The following is a 19,353-nucleotide window of genomic DNA, read 5'->3' as shown; positions in this document are numbered from 1 at the left end:
GTGTGCGGGTCAGGGACCCGGCAGGTGCACGGGTCAGGGGTCGTGACGGCCGCGCCTGGTCAGGGCGTACGCGCCCAGCAGACACAGGCCGCACCCGGGCACCCAGGCGAGCTGGTACCAGTAGAAGAACGGGGTCCCGGCAAGCTGTGGGCTCTCACCGGCGTACCAGGGGACCCACAGCAGTCCCGCGGCGGGCGCGAGGAGCAGCACGGCGATCGCGACGCGCCGTAGCCGGTGATGACCCATGGGTGCCATGACCTGCGCTCCTCTCCCGTTCACTGTCGGTCTGTGCAAGAGTTGCCCACCCGCCGGAAGTGGTTGACAGCGAATTTCCAGAAGATTTCCCGCCGGTCGTGCGTCCTCCGATCCGGCCGCGTGCGCAACCAACAGGGGAAGGCACAGGAACACCAAGGGCGGTGAGCCATGGCGGATGGCGCCATGACGGCGACGTTTCTCGCCGTGACGGGCGGAGCGTCGCTCCTCGCCGTGACCGCGCGCCGTCTGCGCCCCACCGACCGGCTGCCGTCCCTGGAGGGCTGGGCGCTGGCCGACCGGAGCCTGGGCCCGGTGTGGACCTGGCTGCTGCTGGGCGGCACGATCTTCACCGCCTACACCTTCACGGCCGTCCCCGGGCTGGCCTACGGGAACGGCGCGCCCGCCTTCTTCGCGGTCCCCTACACGGTGATCGTGTGCCCGCTCGCCTTCGTCCTGCTGACACGGCTGTGGTCGGTGGCTCGCCGGCACGGCTACGTGACCGCGGGCGACTTCGTCCGCGGACGCTACGGTTCGCCGCCGCTCGCCCTGGTCGTCGCGCTCACCGGGATCCTCGCGACGATGCCGTATCTGGCTCTTCAGCTGCTGGGTATCCGCGCGGTGCTCACCGCCGGGGGTGTCTACCCGCGGGGAGCGAGCGGCGACCTGGTCATGGTGGCCCTCTTCGCGGGTCTCGCGGTGGCGACGTACCGGCACGGGCTGCGCGCGCCCACGGTCATCTCCGCGCTCAAGGCGGTGGCCGTCTTCGTCTCGCTCACCGCGGTGTGCTGGCTGGTCCTCGCGCGGCTCGGCGGACCGGGCGCGGTCTTCCGCGGCTCGGCGCACCGGCTCGGCGGGACCTCGGTCGCCGACTCGGCGCTGCTCCTGTCCCCCGAGCAGCAGCCCGCGTACGCCACGCTCGCCCTGGGATCCGCGCTCGCCCTGCTCATGTACCCGCACGTGCTCACGGCCGGGTTCGCCGCCGACGGCCCGCGCACCCTGCGGAAGGTCTCCGTGGCGCTGCCCGCCTGGACGGGCCTGCTCGCCCTGTTCGGGTTCCTCGGTGTCGCGGCCCTCGCCGCGGGGGTGCGGGCCCCGGCCGGGGGCGCCGAGGCGGCCGTACCGATGCTGGTGGACCGGTTGATGCCGGGACCGCTGGCCGGGCTGGTGTTCGGGGCCATCACGGTCGGAGCGCTGGTCCCGGCCGCCGTCATGTCGATCGCGGCCGCCACCTGCTTCGTACGCAACGTGTACGTGGAGTACGTGCAGCCGACCGCCACGCCCAAGCGGCAGGTGCGCATCGCCAAGGCGGTGTCGCTGACCGCGAAGGTGGGGGCCGTCGCGTTCGTGTTCGGGCTGCGTGACCAGGACGCGATCAACCTCCAGCTGCTCGGCGGGGTGTGGATCCTGCAGATCTTTCCCGCCGTCGCCGTGGGGCTGTTCACGAGCCGGCTGCATCCGCGGGCGCTGCTGGCCGGCTGGGCCGTGGGGATGGCGGCCGGCACGTTCCTGGTGGTGCGCGGAGGCTTCTCGTCCATCGTGAACCTGGGTTCGGGCGGCCGGCCTCTGGAGATCTACGCCGGCATCGTCGCCCTGGTGCTCAATCTCGCCGTGGCGCTGGTCGCCACCCCGGTCCTGGAGCGGCTCCGCGTGCCGCGCGGGGCCGACGCCACCGGACTGCCGCCACGCCTGACCGTCAGACGCCGGCCCGAGACGGGAGCTACCCAGCCGTGAGACGCAGACAGCACAGCCGCGCGACGATGACGCAGGCCGCCTCGCCCGCCGTCCCCGAGGCGCGCGTTCCGCGGCCGGGGACGGTCCGGCCGGCGGTGGCGGACCCCGTCACCCTCGAAGGACAGACCGGGACCGGGGCGCCGGAGGGGGCGGCGCTCTCCCCTGCGGCCGGTGATCCGGTCGACGCCGAACGGGAGGCCGCCCTGGCGCAGCTCTTCGAGGTGCACTACTCCTCGATGCTGCGGCTGGCCGTGCTGCTCGGCGCGGACGACCCGGAGAACGTGGTCGCGGAGGCGTACTACCAGATCTACCGGAAGTGGCGCCGGCTGCGGGACGCCGGGGCCGCGGAGGCGTACCTGCGCTCCACGGTGTGCAATCTGACCCGGATGCGGATACGTCACCTCCAGGTGGCCCGCAAGCATGTCGAGAAGCCGCCGACCGACGTCGTGGCCTCCGCCGAGAGCACCGCTCTGCTCCATGACGACCAGCGGGTGCTGATCGACGCGCTGCAGCAACTGCCCGCACGGCAGCGCGAAGCACTCGTCCTGCGCCACTGGCTCGGTCTGAAGGAGAGCGAGATAGCCGCCGCGATGGGAATCTCCGGCGGATCGGTCAAGACCCACACCGCGCGCGGCATCGCCGCCCTGACCCAGGCGATGGAGGCCCGGCGATGAACGACACCTCCCCGGACCGGACCGGGAACCAGCCCACGGAGGAGGAGCCGTCGCGCCTGCACGCGACGGACCGGACGCCCGCGGAGACCGAGGCCGGGCAACAGCCGCGCGCGGACCGGGACCGGACGGAACAGGAGTTGCGCGCGGCCCTGGAGCTGCTGGCCGGCGGGGTGCGTGCCGCCCCCGACGCCTACCGCACCGCCCGTGGCGACTGGGTGCGCCGAGAGCGCCGCCGACGGCTCGTCCTCGCGATCCTGGTCGCGGTCGTCTTCACCCTCGCCACGCTGATCGGGCTGTGGGTCCTCAACCAGGCCCCCTCCGATCCCGGGGTGATCTTCTCGGGCACCGGGCATGCGTCCGCTCACGGCCTCCCGGTGGACACCTCGGGGTGAGCGCCCGCTCCGGGGCGAGTGCACAACGGTGTGCGGGTGTGCGCGTATGACGGCCCCTCACCTGTCGCGGTCGTCCGGGCCGGGGAACTCGCCGCCGCCGTAGTTGAGGCTCCGTGCGGTCTTCACCAGGGGCGCCAGCGGGTCCCGGCACAGGAGTCGCGGGCGCCGACGCGTCGCGCGGCGGCAGACACGGACGAGCAGGGCCCGTGCCGCGACCGCGGCGCTCGCGGCGATGTCTCCTCCCCCGCGCACGGATCGCACAGCCGTCCCAAGTCCGGGTGTTCTACGGACAAACGCCACGGCGCGCCACCCCTTCCATGGGATAGATATATCTACGAATATGACTCTGGGCATCGCCTCGGGAACTTCGCTCAGGCCCGGGCCGCGCCCGCACAGGGGGGAAGCACTGTCCGCTCGCACCGGACACCGGTCGAAGAGGAGTGACATGAGAAGCGCTTCCCAGCACCAGGCCGTGGAGTGGCTCGCAGCCGCCGCGGTGGACCCCCGGGCCTGCAAGCGCGAGTGGGAGCACGGGCCGAGCGGCGCCGTCCTGCTGCCGGCCGGGCGGTTCTGGGACGTCCTGAGCGTGCCGGAGGAGATCGGCCTTCTCGCCCTCGACGCCCTTCTGCGCCTCCCGCTGCCGATGCCCGGTCCCACGCTCGCCGACTTCGGCGCCCACCGCGTGGGTTTCTTCCTTCCCCCGGACCCGGAGAGCTACTGGGTGGGGCAGGACATCCACTACTCGGGGAAGGGGGCCTGGATCGCCGCGCCCTCGCCCCGCCGGACGAGTGGAACCCTGCGCTGGCTGATCCCGCCGGACGGCCACGGCACCCTGCATCTGCCGACGGCCCTCGAAGTGGCGCTCCACCAGGCCGTCGGAATGCTCGCCGACCTGGTGAACGGCGAGCCCGCGCGTTCCGGCGGCCGTGCGACGCGCTCCGGCTCGCGCCCCGGACACCCCGGCTGACATCCCGTCACCGACCGGTCACGATCCCTGGGATCCACCCGGCACCGGCCCGCTCCTTCGTCGCCTTCCCTGCTGCGCCGGGCGCAGGGCGGAGCGCGCCGGCCACTGCACCTCCGGCCGCCCGGGCACCACGCGTCCACGCGCGCGCCAGTCGGCGACCAGCGCGGCATAGATCGGTGGATCCGTCCATGAGGTGCCTGCGAGTTCCACGGACGGCTGAGAGCGGCCCGCGCGACCCAGGAAGGGTCCCGTTGTGGCGAATGTGCTGTCCATGTCCGTGCAACGGGGCTCGTGCGCCGGTGGTACGCCCTCGTCCGACAGGGCACCGGAACGAGCGAGCACACGCCCCTCGTTCGGGGCCGTGTGCTCATCGGACGAAACGATGTGTCCCGCCGCCGGAACACGGCGGGACCGCCGTCGCGGGCGCCTCCCCTGGCCGGCTCCCGGTGCGGAGGAGCCGGCCAGGGGGACGGACCGGACACGGGTCAGGAAGCGGGGCACTCCTTCCAGGCCAGATGGTAGATCGTGCTGATGTCACCGTCGGTCGAGTCCATGGTCATGAAGCTGGTGCTGCCGGGAGTCGACGTGCCCGCGTTGACGCGCAGTTCGGTGTTGATGTTGAAGTTCCGCTGGACACCACAGGGTGCCCAGACCAGTTGGGCCCACTCCGTCGTGTCCGTGGCCTGCCAGTTGTCGTCGTAGGGGCCCCTGAAGGGGTGCGTGATGGAGGCCGTGTTCGACGATCCCTGGAAGTAGTACGAGGCCTTCTCCGTGGCGGTCGCACCCCGCTGGAGCGAGGCGAAGCCCCGGTAGTCCGCGCGGGCGATGGCGTACGTGAAGCCCCCCGGCACGGCGACGATCAGGTTGAGCTGGCAGTTCTTGCGGAACGCGGTGGGATCCGAGTTGCCTCCGACCTGGGCGAGGTAGTCGCTGTAGGTCACCGTGAAGGCCGTGTTGTCCGGGGACACGGCGACGGCGGCGGTGCCCTGGGGGCAGCCGGAGCCGTTCACCGTGGCGACCTTGATGACGATCTTGTCCGGGGGCGGGTCGACGATCCCGGTCGACGGGTCGTGCGCGGGGAGTGCCGTGGCGAACAGAGCGGCGATCGCGCCACTCAGAAGCAGCCCACCAGCCATGGGTGTTCCAATCCGTTGCGTCGGTGTTCCGGGCGGGGACGTGACCCGCCGTGGAGAGGGGGGTGCGGCTCTTCGCGTACACGAAGGGCCGTCGCGGACCAGGTGCGTTGGATCAGACAGCGAACGAAAGTCATGCACATGTCAACTATTTGCGCACGACGACCCGGCCCTGTGAAGGAGCTGTGAAGGCCGGGAGCGATCGCATCGTACGTAGCCTGAACGGGACCGGCCAGGTCGAACTCCAGCCATTCCGTCGGCCACTTCCGGCCCACGCCCCGGCACCCTTCGCCGCGCCACCCGCACCCCGGCCTGTCGGCCCAGCTCAACGCGCGTGTCGACCTGGGCCCGGCGTCCCGGGCGCTCCCCCGGCAGGGGTTCCACTCGCCCGTCTCCACGCGGCCGCCGGTGCGGGCGTCAGCCCTGGAACTCCGTCAGGTCGATGGCGTACAGCCTCAGGTCGTGCCCGTGCACCGGGTCCTGCACCGTGCCCTCCGCCTGCATGCCGAGCTTGTCCAGCACGTTGGCGGAGGCGCTGTCACCCGGCCTGGACGCGGCGACGACCCGGTCGATACCCCGGTCCTGGAGAGCGAATTCGAGCGCGGCGTGAGCGGCCTCCGACGCGTACCCCTGCCCCCACAGGACCCGAGCGAGCCGCCAGCTGATCGCGATCCGGTCCACGATCTCGGCGGGAGAGTCCGCGACGTACAGACCGACCGCTCCGGCCAGCTCTCCGGAACCCAGGAGCTCGACGGCGAAGAGCCCGAAACCCTCCTCGTCCCACTCCTCCTCCCACTCCTCGATGTCCTGCGCGGTCTCGTCCAGGGAACGCGGGCGGCCGTCACCGATCCACTGCATCACCACCGGATCGGACTGGATCTCGGAGAGGGGAAGGAGGTCGTCGTCGTGCCAGCGACGCAGCAGCAGGCGGGGGGTACGGATGTCGGTCATGACCCCATCCTGTCGATACGCGGGCGTGAGTGCGAAATCGACGGAGCCGGGGCGCGCGTCCGTCGTCCGCGACCCCGCCCTGCCCGGTGTCCCACCCGGTGCGTGGCAGCTGAGCGCCGTGCGGCCCTGCACTGGTTCACCAGGTCACGGTCGCCGCCCGTTCACGGTTTGCGCGCGACACCGCCGAGGGCGATCACTTCGCCGACGGCACCGGCGGTGGCGGGGTCGGGCCGCCAGTCGGTGAGGGGGACGACACCCGGATCCAGCAGCTCCAGACCGTCGAAGAACCCGGCCAGTTGCTGCGGGCTCCGCAGGTGGTACGGCGCCGCGCCGCTCTCGTTGTAGAGACGGGTCGCCTCGACGTTGGCCTTGTTGGTGTCCACGCTGTCGTTGAACGCCAGGTAGCTGCCGGAAGGGAATGCCGCCATCAGCGCGTCCACGATGCGTCGCGCTTCGTCGTAGTCGGCTATGTGTCCGCTGACCTGCATCAGGGTGAGTGCGACCGGCCGCGTGAGGTCCAGCGTCCGCGACGCCTCGCGCAGCACGGTGCCGGGATCGTGCAGATCCGCGTCGACGTAGGCCGTCGCCCCCTCGGGGGTGCTGGTCAGCAGCACCCGGGCATGGGCCAGCACCAGGGGGTCGTTGTCCACGTAGACGATGCGCGCCTCGGGTGCCACCCCCTGGGCGATCTCATGCGTGTTGTCGACCGTCGGCAGGCCGGTGCCGATGTCGAGGAACTGCCGGATCCCGGCCTCGCCGGCCAGGTGGCGTACGGCGCGCCCGAGGAAGGCCCGCGAGTCACGGGCGAGATCGGTGATGCCTGAGAAGACCTCGCGGAACGCGTCGCCCGCCTCGTGGTCGACGGGGTAGTTGTCCTTGCCGCCGAGCCAGTAGTTCCAGATCCGGGCCGAATGCGGCACCGTCGAGTCGATCTTCGCGAACGCCGCCTTGCTGGGGGCGGACGAGTCCTGCGTCACCGGCAACCTCCTTGAGGGGAACCGTCGTTGGCCGTGGCACACAACCTAGTGCCGCGACAGGCAACACCCGTCGGGACAACGGCGAGATCCAGGCACGGCGCGGGCGGTTCCCGGCGCTCAGTGCACCGGTTCCATGACGCTTCCGTCCTCCGTGCTCAGGCTGCCGGGGCCGCCCCCCTCGCCCGACGCGGCCGGGTAGTGCGGCTCCACCGGGGAGGGCAGATCTTCGGTCGTCTGGTGTCCCTCCAGCAGCGCCCGGCCGAGGGGGGTCAGGGTGTGCCGCACGGTGTTGGCGACGCGGTGCGTGTCTATCAGGCCGGTGGTCCGCAGAACGGTCGCGTGCTCGCTCGCCGAAGCCGCCGACATGCCGAGTCTTCGCGCGATGCCTCCCCCTGTCGTGCCCCCGGTCAGGGCGATCTCCTCCAGGACGGCGGCACGCGTGCGCCCCAGCAGCCGGGCCATCGCCGACCGCCCCGGCCGTGCGGGCCGGGTGAGCAGGTGCAGGCCGCGATTGGCCGGATACACCAGGACCGGCGTCAACTCGTCGTCGAGCAACGTGATCGGCCGACGCCAACAGAAGTACGAGGGGATCAACAGCAGCCCCCTGCCCCTGAGATGGAGCTCCTGGTGAATCGGATAGTCCACCTCCAGCACCGGAGGCTCCCAGCGGACCAGCGGGTGGACGCTGCCGAGCAACCGCTCGACGCCGCCGTGCAGGAAGTCGCGGACCCGCAGGGTGCGTTCGGCCTCGGTGATCGCGCGGATGCGGTCCCACCGGCGGGCGAGCACGCGCGCGTGGTAGCGGTTCAGCGCGACGCCGAGCCGCCGCATCGTCTCCAGGTCACCCTCCGCCATCAGGCGCGTCCAGGAAGGCGTCCGGTGCCGGGCGGCGAGCTGCGCGAGGTCGGCGCGCAGTCGCCCACGGCCCGTGCTCAGCACGGCGTCGACGATGGAGTCCACGCCGGTGACACCGGCCGGAGTGAGGAAGTCGGGCGAATACCCCCGCGGTGGCGCCAGTTCGAGCAGCATGCGCGTCGAGGCATCAAGGCCGGTCAGTGCCTCGGACCTCCACGGGCCGAAGACCACGTGATCCGCCGAGCCCCCGAGTGCGTGCAGGCTCAAAAGGATTTCCCACGCCGGATCCGGCTCCGTGGCAATGCGAACACGGCTCAGATCCGCCGCAGAGAAATGAATGTAGAGCACAGACAAGCCCCCCGAGTCATATGGCCCTTCGCACAGGATCGCACGATCGCGCCGTGAACCGGAGACCCCGACGGCACCGCCGCCCTCGCACCTCGGCGTTTCGGTTCAGGCCGAAAGACGGTGCGGGAACAGACATGGTTCCTGCGGCACACCGGAATCCACATACCGGAGCGAAAGCAGAGAAATGCCTGCCACATTCGGTAAACGCCTCACCTGAGCGAAATGCCCGACAGGTAAGGAAAGCGCGACGGCCACCGCCTGTCCGCTTCGGGTCCGGCCCATTCCGTTCGTTCCGGACTCCCGCCAGGGCCGCCGAACCGGGGGATACTGGACCCATGCGGTTGCGGAGCACGGCCTGTGCCGCCGCCGGACTGGTGCTGGTGGCCGCGATCGGCTGCACCGGGGGCGGTGACGCCGAGCGCGCGGATCCGACCGCCCCGTCCCGCAGCGCGAGCGGTACGCCCAGCACCCCTCCGCCTTCCACCTCCGCGCCGGCGCCGGCGAACCCGGTGTCGATCCCGGGCCTCATCGAGCGCGACCATCGCGGCTCGGACCTCAAGCTCGGTGACGTGCTCGCCCGAACGAACGCGTACACCCGGTACGCCGTGACGTACGAGGCCAACGGGCTCACCATCTCGGGGATCATGAACGTTCCCGAGGGCAAGGGCCCTTTCCCCGCCCTGGTGCTGGCGCACGGCTACATCGATCCGGCCGTCTACACCACGGGCCGTGGGCTGGCACGCGAACAGGATCTGCTGGCCCGCGACGGTTATGTGGTCCTGCACACCGACTACCGCAACCACGCGGGCTCCGACAAGGATCCCGACAACGACGTGAACCTTCGCCTCGGCTACACCGAGGACACCATCGGCGCCGTCCTCGCACTGCGCGGGTCGGGGCGCCCTGAGATCGACGGTGACCGGATCGGCCTGCTGGGTCGGTCGATGGGCGGCAGCGTCGTGTACAACACCCTGGTCGTGGCACCCGGCCTGGTCGACGCCGCGGTGGTCTTCGCTCCGGTGAGCTCACGGCCGGACGAGAACATCGACCACTTCCAGCGCGGTGAGGGCGACCCGATCGCCTCGAGGATCGACGCCACGCACGGCTCCCCCGAAGAGAACCCGAAGTTCTGGCGGGAAGCCGCCGCCGTCACCTACGTGGACCGCGCGAGCGAGCCGCTGCTGATCCACCACGGCACCGCCGACGAGACCTGCCCCCTGGCCTGGTCGGAGCGGACCGCGGCCGCGTTCGAGGCGGCCGGCAAGGACGTCGAGCTGGTGAAGTGGAGCGGCGAGGGGCACACGTTCGGCCCGCGGTGGCCGGCCTCGATGGACAGGACGACGGCCTTCTTCGAGAAGCATCTGCGCTGAGCCCCGCACCGATCCACGACGGCCCGGCCGATGCCCCCACTGAGATCTCCCGGCCCGCCTTCGCCCGCGCGAACACAATGAACGCAAATGATCAAGCCGTGGGAATTCGTCCCGGGCGTCCTTAACATCGGCCCGCCGCGCAACGGTGCGCCGACGAGGACAGGGAGACACCCATGGACTGGACGAGGCCGAGCACCAGGGGCATCCGCGAAGGAACCCGTGCCCTCCGGTCACTCGGGCGCCGCCGCGCGGCAGTGGCCGCGAGCATCGCGGCAGTCCTGGCCGGCACGCTCGCCGGACCTGTGTCCGCCTCCCCGGCCACAGGAGATCCGACACCCGCCGAGTGCCCGACGAACCTGACGGGCAAGGCCACTTGCTACACCGGACAGGACTCCAACGGCGCCCACTACGCGATCGCCGTACCGAAGGACTGGAACAGATCACTCGTGGTGCACGCGCACGGAGGCCCCGACCTCGGCGCGGAGTCCGACCCGGACCGCAGTACCGGTGACCTGGAGCGCTGGGCGGTGATGGTGGACGAGGGCTACGCCTGGGCCGGCTCGTCGTACCGTCGCGGCGGTTACGGGACGCGGATGGCCGCGGCCGACACGGAGAACCTGCGCCGTCTGTTCGTCGAGGAGTTCGGAACGCCGAAGCGCACGTACGTGCACGGCCAGTCCTGGGGCGGCAACGTCGCGGCGAAGGTCGTGGAGACGTACGGCGCCCGCCGGCACGGTCCGTACGACGGAGCCCTGCTCACCAACGGTGTCCTCGGAGGTGGTTCGCGCGGATACGACTACCGCGTGGACCTGCGCGTGGTCTACCAGTACTACTGCGGGAACCACCCGCGCCCCACCGAGCCCCAATACCCGCTGTGGGAGGGACTGCGGGCGGGGTCGACCATGACGTCCGCCGGGCTGCGCGCCCGTCTGCAGGAGTGCACGGGCTTCGAGTCCCCGGCGCTGGAGCGGACAGCCGTGCAGCAGCGGAATCTGGACGACATCCTGGCCGTCACGAACCTGCCCGAGCGCACCCTGGAGTCGCACCTGCGGTTCGCGACGTTCACCTTCCGCGACATCGTGCACAACCGGCTCGGCGGGCGCAATCCGTTCAGCAACGAGGGTGTGCGGTACTCCGGATCCCACGACGACAAGGCGCTCAACGCGGGCGTGGAGCGGTTCGCCGCCGACGCCACGGCCGTACGCGACCTCTCCTACGACAGTGACATCACGGGCCGGGTCGCGATTCCCGTGCTCACGCTCCACGCCGTCGACGACCCCACGGCGTTCGTCGAGCACGAGGCGGCCTATCGGGACAGTCTCCGGGGCGCGCACCGGGAGAGGAACCTCGTGCAGACCTTCACCCGGGAGCGCGAACACAGCGGGCTGAGCACCGCCGAGTACGCCAACTCGATCGCCACGCTGGCCACTTGGGTGCGCACCGGCAGGAAGCCGACTCCGGCGTCGACCGCGGCCTCCTGCGCCGCCTTCGACTCCGAGTACGGCACGGGCTGTTTCTACGCCCCGGAGTTCCGTCCCGGTTCGTACGCGTCCCGGGTCAACGCCCGCCCCGGTGGGCTGCGTTGGCCGGCCATGACCGCGTCCCAGGAGCGGTCCTGGAGCCGCATCGACGGTGTGGGCATCGCTCCCTGAGTGCCGCCGTTCTCCGGTGACGGCTCCGCCTCCCGGTGGCGTGGATCGTGCCACCGGGAGGCGGAGTCGCGGGTGCGGGCCTACAGCACGGAGGTGCCGCCCCGCAGGTCCGTCACAGGTGTCACGTGCGACGCGAGCGGTTCGCCGCGTACACGGCCCCGGCACCGAGGGCGACCACCAGGGCTGCCCCGCCGGCGATCAGGCCGACCGGCGCGCTGGAACCCGTCTCCGCCAGCGGCGGCGTGCTGTCACTGGGCGACGGCTCGGGCGTGGTGGGCGGCTTCGACGACAGCGGCGGCACGTCCGGTGTCGTGGGAGGCGTCGTGGACGGCTTGGGCGTGGTGGGTGTGGCGGGTGGAGTCGACTCCTCGGCGGGCGGCGTGCTGCCCGCGGGGCCGGTCGGCGTCGGCTCCGACGGGGTGGGCGTCGGGGTGGACGGCTCCGACGGGCCGGGGGCGCACGGCTTCTCGCCTCCGTTCCACGCGGCTATGAGGTGGTAGGGCGTGACGACGCCGCCCGGCTGGTAGGGAGCGGGTCCGTGACCCTCACCCGTCTTGCCGTCGTAGGCGATGTCGTCGCCGTACAGGTCGATCTGGCCGTAGCAGTCGGGGGACTTCACGGTCAGCTTCTGCCAGGTCTGCTTCGCGTCGTCGCCGGCCACGTCCGCGGCGGTGAGGTAGACGGTGGCCTTGTCCACCATGACCTGACGACCGGACGTGGCCCAGTTCGGACCCTCGGTGGTGTACTCGGCAAGGGAGACGGGGTACTTGCAGCCGTCCCCGACCTTCTGGCCGGGAGCCAGCCGGACCTGGACGGTGCCGGGGACGGTGTCCCAGGCACGGAATCCGCCCTGCGAGGTCCAGTCCGCGCCCACGACACCTCCGTCGGCGCCGACGATGCGGTACTGGACCGTGGCGGACTGGCACGCCCCGCCGGGCGTGGCGCTCGCGACACCGGCTCCCCACACGGGTGCGGCGGCGACGGCGAGGAATGCGGTGGCGGCGAGGGCAGCCGGAGTTCTGGAGTGTTGCGAACGCGACAAAGTGAGCCTCTGCGGGATCGAAAGGTGTGGGAGGTGGCTGAGCGCGGGTGACCGACGCGGGCGGACGCAACGAAGGCGTGCGCGACCGGGTCACTCGCGTCACTTCGTTCGCTTCAGACGCAGCGGAGCGAAGTGATCCGCATTCTTGTCGCCTTTCACAACTCCCGTCAATCCTTCACGAGTTCCCCACGTGGCGAGTTGAGTGAAGTCGTGGGGTTCCACACCATTCGGCCGAAAAACACGGCGAACTGGTCCGCGCCGGCGACGACAACGCTCTGCCGCGGCGGTTCAGCCGCGGTCCCCTTCCGGATCCAGGTGCGGCATGATCCGGTCGAGTCTGCGCGGGGTCCACCAGGCGTGTCGGCCGAGCAGTGTCATGACCGCGGGAACGAGCAGCAGGCGTACCACCGTCGCGTCGATCAGCACACTGACCGCCAGCCCGAGGCCGAGCATCTTGACGACGATGTTGTCGCTGACGATGAACGCGGCGAAGACACTCACCATGATCAGGGCGGCGCAGGTGATGACACGGGCGGTGATCTCCAGGGCGTGGGCGACGCTCGCCTTGGCGTCGCCGGTGTGCAGCCAGGCCTCGTGCACCCTCGACAGCAGGAAGATCTCGTAGTCCATGCTGAGGCCGAAGATGATGGCGAACATCATCATCGGCACGTAGCTCTCGATGGGCACCTTCCCCTCCACGCCCAGCGCGGGGCCGCCCCAGCCCCACTGGAAGACGGCGACGACCACGCCGTACGAGGCGGCGATCGACAGGACGTTGAGGACCGCCGCCTTGAGTGCGACCAGCAGCCCGCGGAAGACCATCAGGATGATGAGGAAGGCCAGGGCGACGACCACCGCGATGATCAGGGGGAGGCGTTCCGCGACGATGTCACGGAAGTCGACCTGGGCGGCCGTGGTCCCCGTGACGTACCCCTTGGCGTCGGTGCCGGAGACGGCCTGGGGCAGGGTCTGGTCGACGAGGCGGTTCGTGAGGTCGGTGGTGTCCGCGCTCTGCGGGGCCTGCTTGGAGTAGACCGTGGCGACCAGCACGTCTCCGTCCTGGGTGGTCGACAGCGGTGTGGTCGTGGCGGCGCCCGGCACGTCGGTGAGGGACTTCTGCACCTGTGACTGGAGCGACGAACGCTGGTCGGACGGCACGTTCGTCTGGTCGACGACGACGGTCAACGGGCCGTTGGAGCCGGGGCCGAAGGCGTCCGCCATGATGTCGTAGGCCCGCCGGTCCGTGAACGACTTCGGGTCCGCGCCGTCGCCGATGTGGCCCAGCTGGATCGAGAGCAGCGGAATCGCCAGGACGAGGACGGTGACGGTGCCACCGGCCAGGAACCACCAGGGCCGCCGCTGCACCCGCTGCGCGTAGCGGTGCCAGGTGCCGTGGGCGGGGGCGCCCGGAGCCGCGTCCGTCTCCGCGACGGGGCGGCGCACCCGGTAGCGGTCGATGCGATGACCGATGAGCCCCAGGAGGGCCGGGACCAGTGTCAGTGCGCCGATGACGGCGGAGACGACCGTGACGGCCGCCGCGACACCGAGTTTCGCGATGAAGCCCACCCCGGAGACCGACAGTCCGGCCAGGGCGATGATGACCGTGCAGCCGGAGACGAGTACGGCCCGGCCGCTGGTGGCGGTGGCCCGCCCCGCCGCCGTGACCGGATCGGCGCCGTCCATGAGGTTCTGCCGGTGGCGGGTGACAAGGAAGAGCGCGTAGTCGATGCCCACGCCGAGCCCGATCATGGTGGCCAGCGTCGGCGACACGGTGGCGAAGGTGAAGGCCGCGGCGAGCAGCCCCAGACAGGCGAGCCCTCCCACCGCGCTGATCAGGGCGGTCAGCAGGGGGAGGCCCGCCGCGAGGACACTGCCGAAGCCGACGAGGAGGACGACGATCGCCACGCCGAACCCGATCAGCTCGCTGACGCGGTCGTCGGGGGCGGGCCTCGCGAGTTCGCCGAGCGGTCCGCCGTACTCGACCTCGACGCCCGCCCCTCTCAGGGGCTTGACGGAGTCGTCCACCCCGTCGAGGTACGAGTCGCCCAGCGTGGACGGCTGCACGTCGAAGCGCACGGTGATGTAGCCGGTCTTCCCGTCACCGGAGAGAGGGCCCACGTTCTGCTGCTGGGACTGGCCCGAGGACTGCTGCGAGCTCTGTGCCGTCAGCGGGTTCTGCACCGCGAGCACGTGGGGCAGCTTCTGCAGGTCGGTGACCGTCTGACTCATCTGCGAACTCACGGAGCTCAGCGACTGCTTGTCGTCGCGCAGCACGATCTGGCTGCTGTAGCCGCCCGCTGTCGGGTCGTGCTGCTTCAGGACCTCCTGCCCCTGCTGCGACTGGACGCCGGAGAGCGAGAAGTCGTCCGAGTACTCCCCGCCGAACGAGCGGTTCAGGACCTGCAGAGCCGCGAGGACGACGAGCCAGCCCACGATGACGATCACGAAGTGCCGGGCACACCACTCCCCCAGCCTGCGCAGTTTCCCGGCTGCGCCCGGTCCGCCTGCTGGACTGGACCCTGTCGGCGACATAGGCACTCCTGTGGGGGTGTTTGCCCGGACTTGTTCATTAAACGACGCCCTGATCACGTCGTCCTGCGGAAGGCACGCCCACCGCGCCACCCGGAGCCCTTCACCGGCGGCCCCCGCCCTGCGCCCCTTCGGCCGCTCCCCCCTGGCGAATCAATACCGCTATTCGTACTGTTTCCTTTTCACCGCGCTCATCGCGAAGATAGAGTCACTCCCATGCCCCACAATGAATCCACACCTCGCGTGGCCCTCAAGAAAATAACCCCCGACGTCTCCGGAGCAATGGGCGCGCTGCACGGCGCAGCCGTTTCCGCGGCGCAGGACGCCAAGCTCGAACCGGAACTGCTGGAACTGGTGCGGATTCGCGCCTCGCAGATCAACGGCTGCGCGTTCTGCATCGACATGCACACGAAGGACGCCCGCGCGCAGGGCGAGAGCGAGCAGCGCGTGTACGCGCTGAACGCCTGGCGGGAGATGCCGTTCTTCAACCAACGTGAGCGTGCCGCACTGGCGTTGACCGAGGCGGTGACGCTGGTGCACGACGGGCACGTCTCGGACGCGGTCTACGCGCAGGCCGCGGAGGTCTTCGACGAAGCGCAGATCGCGGCACTGATCTGGGCGGCCACGGTCATCAACGCGTACAACCGCATCGCGATAGCCACCCGTATGGTCCCGGGCGGTTATCAGGCCGCCCCGAAAAAGGCCTGAGCACCCTCGGGGAATTACTGATCCGGATATGGCTTTACGCGCCGGGCCGAATTGTATTCGGTCCGGCGCGTGCCATTTTGTGCGCTCTCGGTTCAGTCGGCTGGCAGGGGCTCCATGAGGCCGTCCAGCCATTCCCGCCATTCCTTGGCGCGCGGGGCCGCACCCACGTCCATCGGCCTCCCCTCCCAGCTCGCCACCGGGCGGATCCCGTGCAAAGCGTTCACCAGCCACACCTCCCGGCCGGCCAGCTGGGCCAGGGTCCGTTCACGGTGGGCCAGACGGATCCCACTGCGCAGAGCATGCTCCTGGACGAGGCCCGAGGTGACGCCGGAGAGGATGGGCAGCTGCTGCGGAGGCAGGCACAGGGTGTCGTCCTCCCACCAGAGCACGCTGGAGGTCGCCGCCTCCAGTACGAAGCCGGACGGGGCGATCAGCACCGCCTCCTCCGCGCCCTGACCGGCCGCCCGCTGACGGACCCGGGCCAGGACGTCCAGGTCCGGCCCCTTGCGGCGCGGCACGGTGCGTGGATCGAGCTGGCCCGCGGCCCACACCCGTACCTCCGGGGCGAGCGGCGGGGCGTACCGCAGAAGCAGCCGCAGCTGGAGGGAGCCGGCCACCAGCTCGACGCGCGGGAACCAGGTCCCCGTACGGGGCAGCGCGGCCGTCATGTCCCGCCAGAACTCGTTGAGTTGGTCGAGGGAGGGCCCTCCGCAGTCGCCACAGGCCCGCAGGAACCGCTCCCGGTGCCGGCCCAGGCCGCGCACCCGCCCGTCCCGGAGCAGCCAGGAGTCCGCGGCCAGCAGCTGTGTGTCGGCCGCCAGGCCCGCGATCAGTCCGCGGCCGGGTATCCACGCCAACAGGCCCTCTGCGGTTGCCGGTTGTGTCATCAAAGAAATCTCTCTCCTCTCAGTACATCCCTCAGTACGTCCACCCGGGCGTCCGGATTCATCCACCGGACCCTCTGGTGGCGTGCCGCGGTCAGTACTTCCGGCCGGCACTCGCCGGTGAGCCGTGTCTGGGGCCGTAGGGAGCGTGCTCCAGCCAGGCCCCGCACCACGGCAGTACGGGCGCGAGGGCCGCGGCCGCCCGCTGTTTGGCTCGTACGATCCGCCGCGGCCGCAGATGGTCCAGGGCCGCGCCGGCCGCCTCGCTGTTGAACAGGGCCGCCGTGCGCCGGTCCGTCGCGAACCGTGCGACCGCCTCCGGTGTGCCGGCGGCCACGGCTTCGGCTGCCGCCGCCGCGTCCGCGATACCGCTGTTCATCCCGCGGGCGCCGAACGGAGGGAACAGATGGGCGGCCTCGCCGACGAGCAGCACCCGCCGCCCGGGGTCGGTGAAGTCCGCCGCCACCTTGCGCAGGAACCGGTACGTCGACACCCACAGGATGCGCTCGCCGTACCCCTCTCCCACGACCCGGGGCAGCCACTCCCGTACCGCGTTCTCGGTCCCGTAGGACTCCAGCGGGTCGTCGTCCCGGCACTGCAGGTCGACCTGGAATCCCCCGGTGAACGGCACCCGCATGACGCTCCGGCCGCCGGCTCCGGGGTGTTCGTAGTGGAAGACCCGCTCCAGCGGGAGTTCGGCCCCGGGGATGTCGGCCACGTCCACGACGACGTGGAAGCCCGCCGAGCTGGTGCCCTCCATGGGGATGTCCAGCTCCCGTCGGACGGCCGAGCGTGCTCCGTCCGCGGCGACGACGTGGCTGCCCGTCCAGCCGCGCCCGTCGTCCGCGCTCACCATGACCTCGTCGTCCATGACCTTGACGGCCGCCACCCGCGCGTCCCAGACGAACTCCACCCCCGCGCTCTCACAGGCGTCGAGCAGCAGCCGCTCGGTGTCCACCTGGCGCAGGCTGGTGAAGGGCGGCGGGAACGAGGGAGGTGGAAACGTGCGGGCGTACACCTCACGGCCCCGGTACAGGGTGCGCCGCGTGTGCCAGGTCCTGCCGAACTCCGCGATGCGGGCGGCCAGCCCCGGGCGCATCTCCTCGAGCAGCCGCAGTGTCTCCTTGTGCACGAACAGGGCGCGGCTGCCGGGCCGTTGGCGCCCCTGCGGATCGGCTTCGAGGACGGTGACCGGCAGTCCACGGGCGCGCAGGCCGAGGGCCGCCGACATGCCCACGGGGCCTGCACCCACCACGATGACAGGAGCCATGTCAGGCGCCGCCGGCGGAGTCGGCGGTCACCGTGGCGCTCCCGGTGAGCATGCGGGTGATCTCCACCCGCTTGACCTTCCAGGTGGAGGTCATCGGCAGGTCCTCGAAGCGCCACTGCCTTGGGTCGGCCATCGCGGGCAGGTCCGCGGTGGCCTCCCGCCAGCGCCGCAGGTCGAGCGGCTCCTCGCGCCGCAGGCACACCACCGGCACGGGCTCACGGTCGGCGCCGGGCACGATGACGACCTCGCGCAGTTCGCCGAGGCGGGACATCAGCATGTCCTCGATCTCCAGGTTGCTGTGCACGGCGTCGATCTGGTCGATCTCACGGTCGATCAGGTACAGCGCGCCCCACCGGTTCCGGTAGCCCATGTCACCCATCTGCCACCAGTCGCCGTCCAGTTGACGGTCGTACTGCTTCTGGGCGCCGAGATAGGTGAGGATCCGGCCCCTGGTCCGCGCCTCGATGCGGCCGGCGGTGCCGGGCCTGGCCCGTCGTCCCCCGTTGTCGGCGATCCGGACGCCGGTGAAGCCGGGAATGCCGATACCGACCCGGCGGCCGTCGGCGCGGGCCGCACTGCGCCGCGTGTACCACTGGAACGCGACCGGACCCGTCTCGCTCTGCCCGTACAGCTGCATCAGCCACGGCGAGCGCCGGTTCGACGCACCGAGCAGCCGCTGCACGGTGCGCGGGTGGATGGCGTCGAAGGTGCTGCTGTACGAGCGCACGCGGGCCAGCGGAGCGCCGGGTGCGTCGGCCAGTTCCTCCCACAGCACGAAGGTGTTGGGGTGGGTCTCGACGATGCCGGGACGGTGCCGGGCCAGCAGCGGGCCCGCGGCGGCGGGCTCAGGGTCGGTGATGAACAGCAGCGGGCTGCCGAAGTGCAGCAGCACACCGAGCAGATGGTAGAAGCGTGAGTGCACGAACGACAGGTGCAGGGCCGCGGTCTCGCCCCGGGTGGGCCAGCCCATGGCCTTCTGCGGGACGAGCCGGTTCCACATGGTGTTCGCGCAGTGCACGGCGAGCTTGGGGTCGCCCGTCGTGCCCGAGCTGTGGGTGATGAGCGCGGGTTCGCGGGGGTGCAGCCGGACGGGGGCGTGGAGCGGGGCGCCCGCGTACTTGTCCAGCGGAACGGCTGCGGGCGCGTCGTCCACGCTGAGCGTCCGCCTGACGAGCCCGGCGACGTCGATGTCCTTGAGCGGGCCGGTGAGCTTCGCCCGGTCGGTGATGAGCCACGGCTCGTTCAGCCGCTGCAGCAGCCGCCCGACGACGGGGCCCTGAAGACCCGGCGAGAGCAGGACGGGCACGGCGCCGATGTGGGAGACGGCACAGGCCAGCAGGACGATGTCGAGGTTGTCCGACTTGTGGACGACGACGTGCTCGGAGGGCCGGACCCCGGCCTCCCACAACCGGCCCGCCAGGTCGTCGACCAGAGACGCCAGGAGCGGGTAGGTGAGGTCGAGCCCGAGGCCCGGGTGGACGTCCAGCGGCCGGTCCAGGGTGACCGGGACGGCTCCGTGCCGGACGGCGGCCTGCCGGAACAGCGGGCCGAGGTAGAAGCCACGATCGGACAGCAGGGGTTGCTTGGGTGGCATGGGCCCTTTCCTTTCTGCGGT

Annotated in this window: 18 protein-coding genes; 7 read left to right on the top strand and 11 right to left on the bottom strand. The window is 71.0% G+C overall.

The genetic code is table 11. The features are described from left to right. Nucleotides 1-33: 33 nt before the first annotated feature. On the bottom strand, nt 34-255 hold the full coding sequence (locus KUF83_RS22840) for a DUF3311 domain-containing protein (RefSeq protein ID WP_217456645.1): 222 nt from the start codon (nt 253-255) through the stop codon (nt 34-36). 168 nt (nt 256-423) lie between these two features. Between KUF83_RS22840 and KUF83_RS22835 the strand changes: the two genes are divergently transcribed. The 3 genes from KUF83_RS22835 to KUF83_RS43020 are packed head-to-tail and all read left to right on the top strand — an operon-like array spanning nt 424 to nt 3,052. After that, complete coding sequence (locus KUF83_RS22835) at nt 424-1,986, top strand: sodium:solute symporter (RefSeq protein ID WP_217456644.1); 1,563 nt, start codon at nt 424-426, stop codon at nt 1,984-1,986. Then, nucleotides 1,983-2,660, top strand: a complete 678-nt coding sequence (locus KUF83_RS22830) for a sigma-70 family RNA polymerase sigma factor (RefSeq protein WP_217456643.1) — start codon at nt 1,983-1,985, stop codon at nt 2,658-2,660. Before KUF83_RS22835 ends, KUF83_RS22830 begins: the two co-directional genes overlap by 4 nt. After that, the gene (locus KUF83_RS43020; protein WP_374106133.1) at nt 2,657-3,052 is read left to right on the top strand and encodes a hypothetical protein; all 396 of its coding nucleotides are present in this window, start codon (nt 2,657-2,659) and stop codon (nt 3,050-3,052) included. Before KUF83_RS22830 ends, KUF83_RS43020 begins: the two co-directional genes overlap by 4 nt. Nucleotides 3,053-3,109: 57 nt before the next feature. Here KUF83_RS43020 and KUF83_RS22820 read toward each other — a convergent pair whose 3' ends face one another. Beyond that, complete coding sequence (locus KUF83_RS22820; protein WP_217456642.1) at nt 3,110-3,304, bottom strand: hypothetical protein; 195 nt, start codon at nt 3,302-3,304, stop codon at nt 3,110-3,112. A gap of 193 nt (nt 3,305-3,497) precedes the next feature. Between KUF83_RS22820 and KUF83_RS22815 the strand changes: the two genes are divergently transcribed. Further along, entirely contained in the window at nt 3,498-4,019 is a 522-nt protein-coding gene (locus tag KUF83_RS22815) for a bifunctional DNA primase/polymerase (RefSeq protein ID WP_217456641.1), read from the top strand. Between the two features lie 485 nt (nt 4,020-4,504). On the opposite strand, the gene KUF83_RS22810 is transcribed toward KUF83_RS22815, so the two are convergent. The 4 genes from KUF83_RS22810 to KUF83_RS22795 all read right to left on the bottom strand — a co-directional run bounded on the left by KUF83_RS22810 (nt 4,505) and on the right by KUF83_RS22795 (nt 8,202). Further along, nucleotides 4,505-5,155 carry a DUF4360 domain-containing protein gene (locus KUF83_RS22810; protein WP_217456640.1) on the bottom strand — a complete coding sequence of 217 codons (651 nt, stop codon included), beginning with the start codon at nt 5,153-5,155 and terminating at the stop codon, nt 4,505-4,507. Nucleotides 5,156-5,569: 414 nt separating this feature from the next. Then, entirely contained in the window at nt 5,570-6,103 is a 534-nt protein-coding gene (locus KUF83_RS22805; RefSeq protein ID WP_217456639.1) for a GNAT family N-acetyltransferase, read from the bottom strand. Nucleotides 6,104-6,264: 161 nt separating this feature from the next. Continuing rightward, entirely contained in the window at nt 6,265-7,080 is an 816-nt protein-coding gene (locus KUF83_RS22800) for an SAM-dependent methyltransferase (protein WP_217456638.1), read from the bottom strand. 117 nt (nt 7,081-7,197) lie between these two features. Further along, complete coding sequence (locus KUF83_RS22795; protein ID WP_217456637.1) at nt 7,198-8,202, bottom strand: winged helix-turn-helix domain-containing protein; 1,005 nt, start codon at nt 8,200-8,202, stop codon at nt 7,198-7,200. A 416-nt stretch (nt 8,203-8,618) separates the two neighbouring features. On the opposite strand from KUF83_RS22795, the gene KUF83_RS22790 reads away from it, so the two are divergent. Beyond that, entirely contained in the window at nt 8,619-9,653 is a 1,035-nt protein-coding gene (locus tag KUF83_RS22790) for a S9 family peptidase (protein WP_217456636.1), read from the top strand. Between the two features lie 173 nt (nt 9,654-9,826). Then, the gene (locus tag KUF83_RS22785; RefSeq protein WP_217456635.1) at nt 9,827-11,305 is read left to right on the top strand and encodes a hypothetical protein; all 1,479 of its coding nucleotides are present in this window, start codon (nt 9,827-9,829) and stop codon (nt 11,303-11,305) included. Nucleotides 11,306-11,426: 121 nt separating this feature from the next. On the opposite strand, the gene KUF83_RS22780 is transcribed toward KUF83_RS22785, so the two are convergent. Then, nucleotides 11,427-12,347: a hypothetical protein gene (locus KUF83_RS22780; protein ID WP_217456634.1), complete on the bottom strand. Its 921-nt coding sequence runs from the start codon at nt 12,345-12,347 to the stop codon at nt 11,427-11,429. A 288-nt stretch (nt 12,348-12,635) separates the two neighbouring features. After that, nucleotides 12,636-14,879, bottom strand: coding sequence for an MMPL family transporter (locus KUF83_RS22775; protein ID WP_217456633.1), 2,244 nt, complete (start codon nt 14,877-14,879; stop codon nt 12,636-12,638). Between the two features lie 213 nt (nt 14,880-15,092). On the opposite strand from KUF83_RS22775, the gene KUF83_RS22770 reads away from it, so the two are divergent. Next, nucleotides 15,093-15,584 (top strand): carboxymuconolactone decarboxylase family protein, encoded by a 492-nt coding sequence (locus KUF83_RS22770; protein WP_217456632.1) that lies wholly within the window; start codon nt 15,093-15,095, stop codon nt 15,582-15,584. Between the two features lie 92 nt (nt 15,585-15,676). On the opposite strand, the gene KUF83_RS22765 is transcribed toward KUF83_RS22770, so the two are convergent. From KUF83_RS22765 to KUF83_RS22755, 3 genes are all read right to left on the bottom strand, one after another. Beyond that, nucleotides 15,677-16,471 (bottom strand): aminotransferase class IV, encoded by a 795-nt coding sequence (locus KUF83_RS22765; RefSeq protein WP_217456631.1) that lies wholly within the window; start codon nt 16,469-16,471, stop codon nt 15,677-15,679. Between the two features lie 91 nt (nt 16,472-16,562). Then, the gene (locus tag KUF83_RS22760; protein ID WP_217456630.1) at nt 16,563-17,738 is read right to left on the bottom strand and encodes an FAD-dependent oxidoreductase; all 1,176 of its coding nucleotides are present in this window, start codon (nt 17,736-17,738) and stop codon (nt 16,563-16,565) included. A gap of 1 nt (nt 17,739) precedes the next feature. Continuing rightward, nucleotides 17,740-19,332: a class I adenylate-forming enzyme family protein gene (locus tag KUF83_RS22755; protein WP_308403099.1), complete on the bottom strand. Its 1,593-nt coding sequence runs from the start codon at nt 19,330-19,332 to the stop codon at nt 17,740-17,742. Nucleotides 19,333-19,353 lie beyond the last annotated feature (21 nt).

This window comes from Streptomyces sp. BV286 (assembly GCF_019090165.1).
Classification (GTDB): domain Bacteria; phylum Actinomycetota; class Actinomycetes; order Streptomycetales; family Streptomycetaceae; genus Streptomyces.
This window is presented reverse-complemented; position numbering and strand designations above follow the sequence as displayed.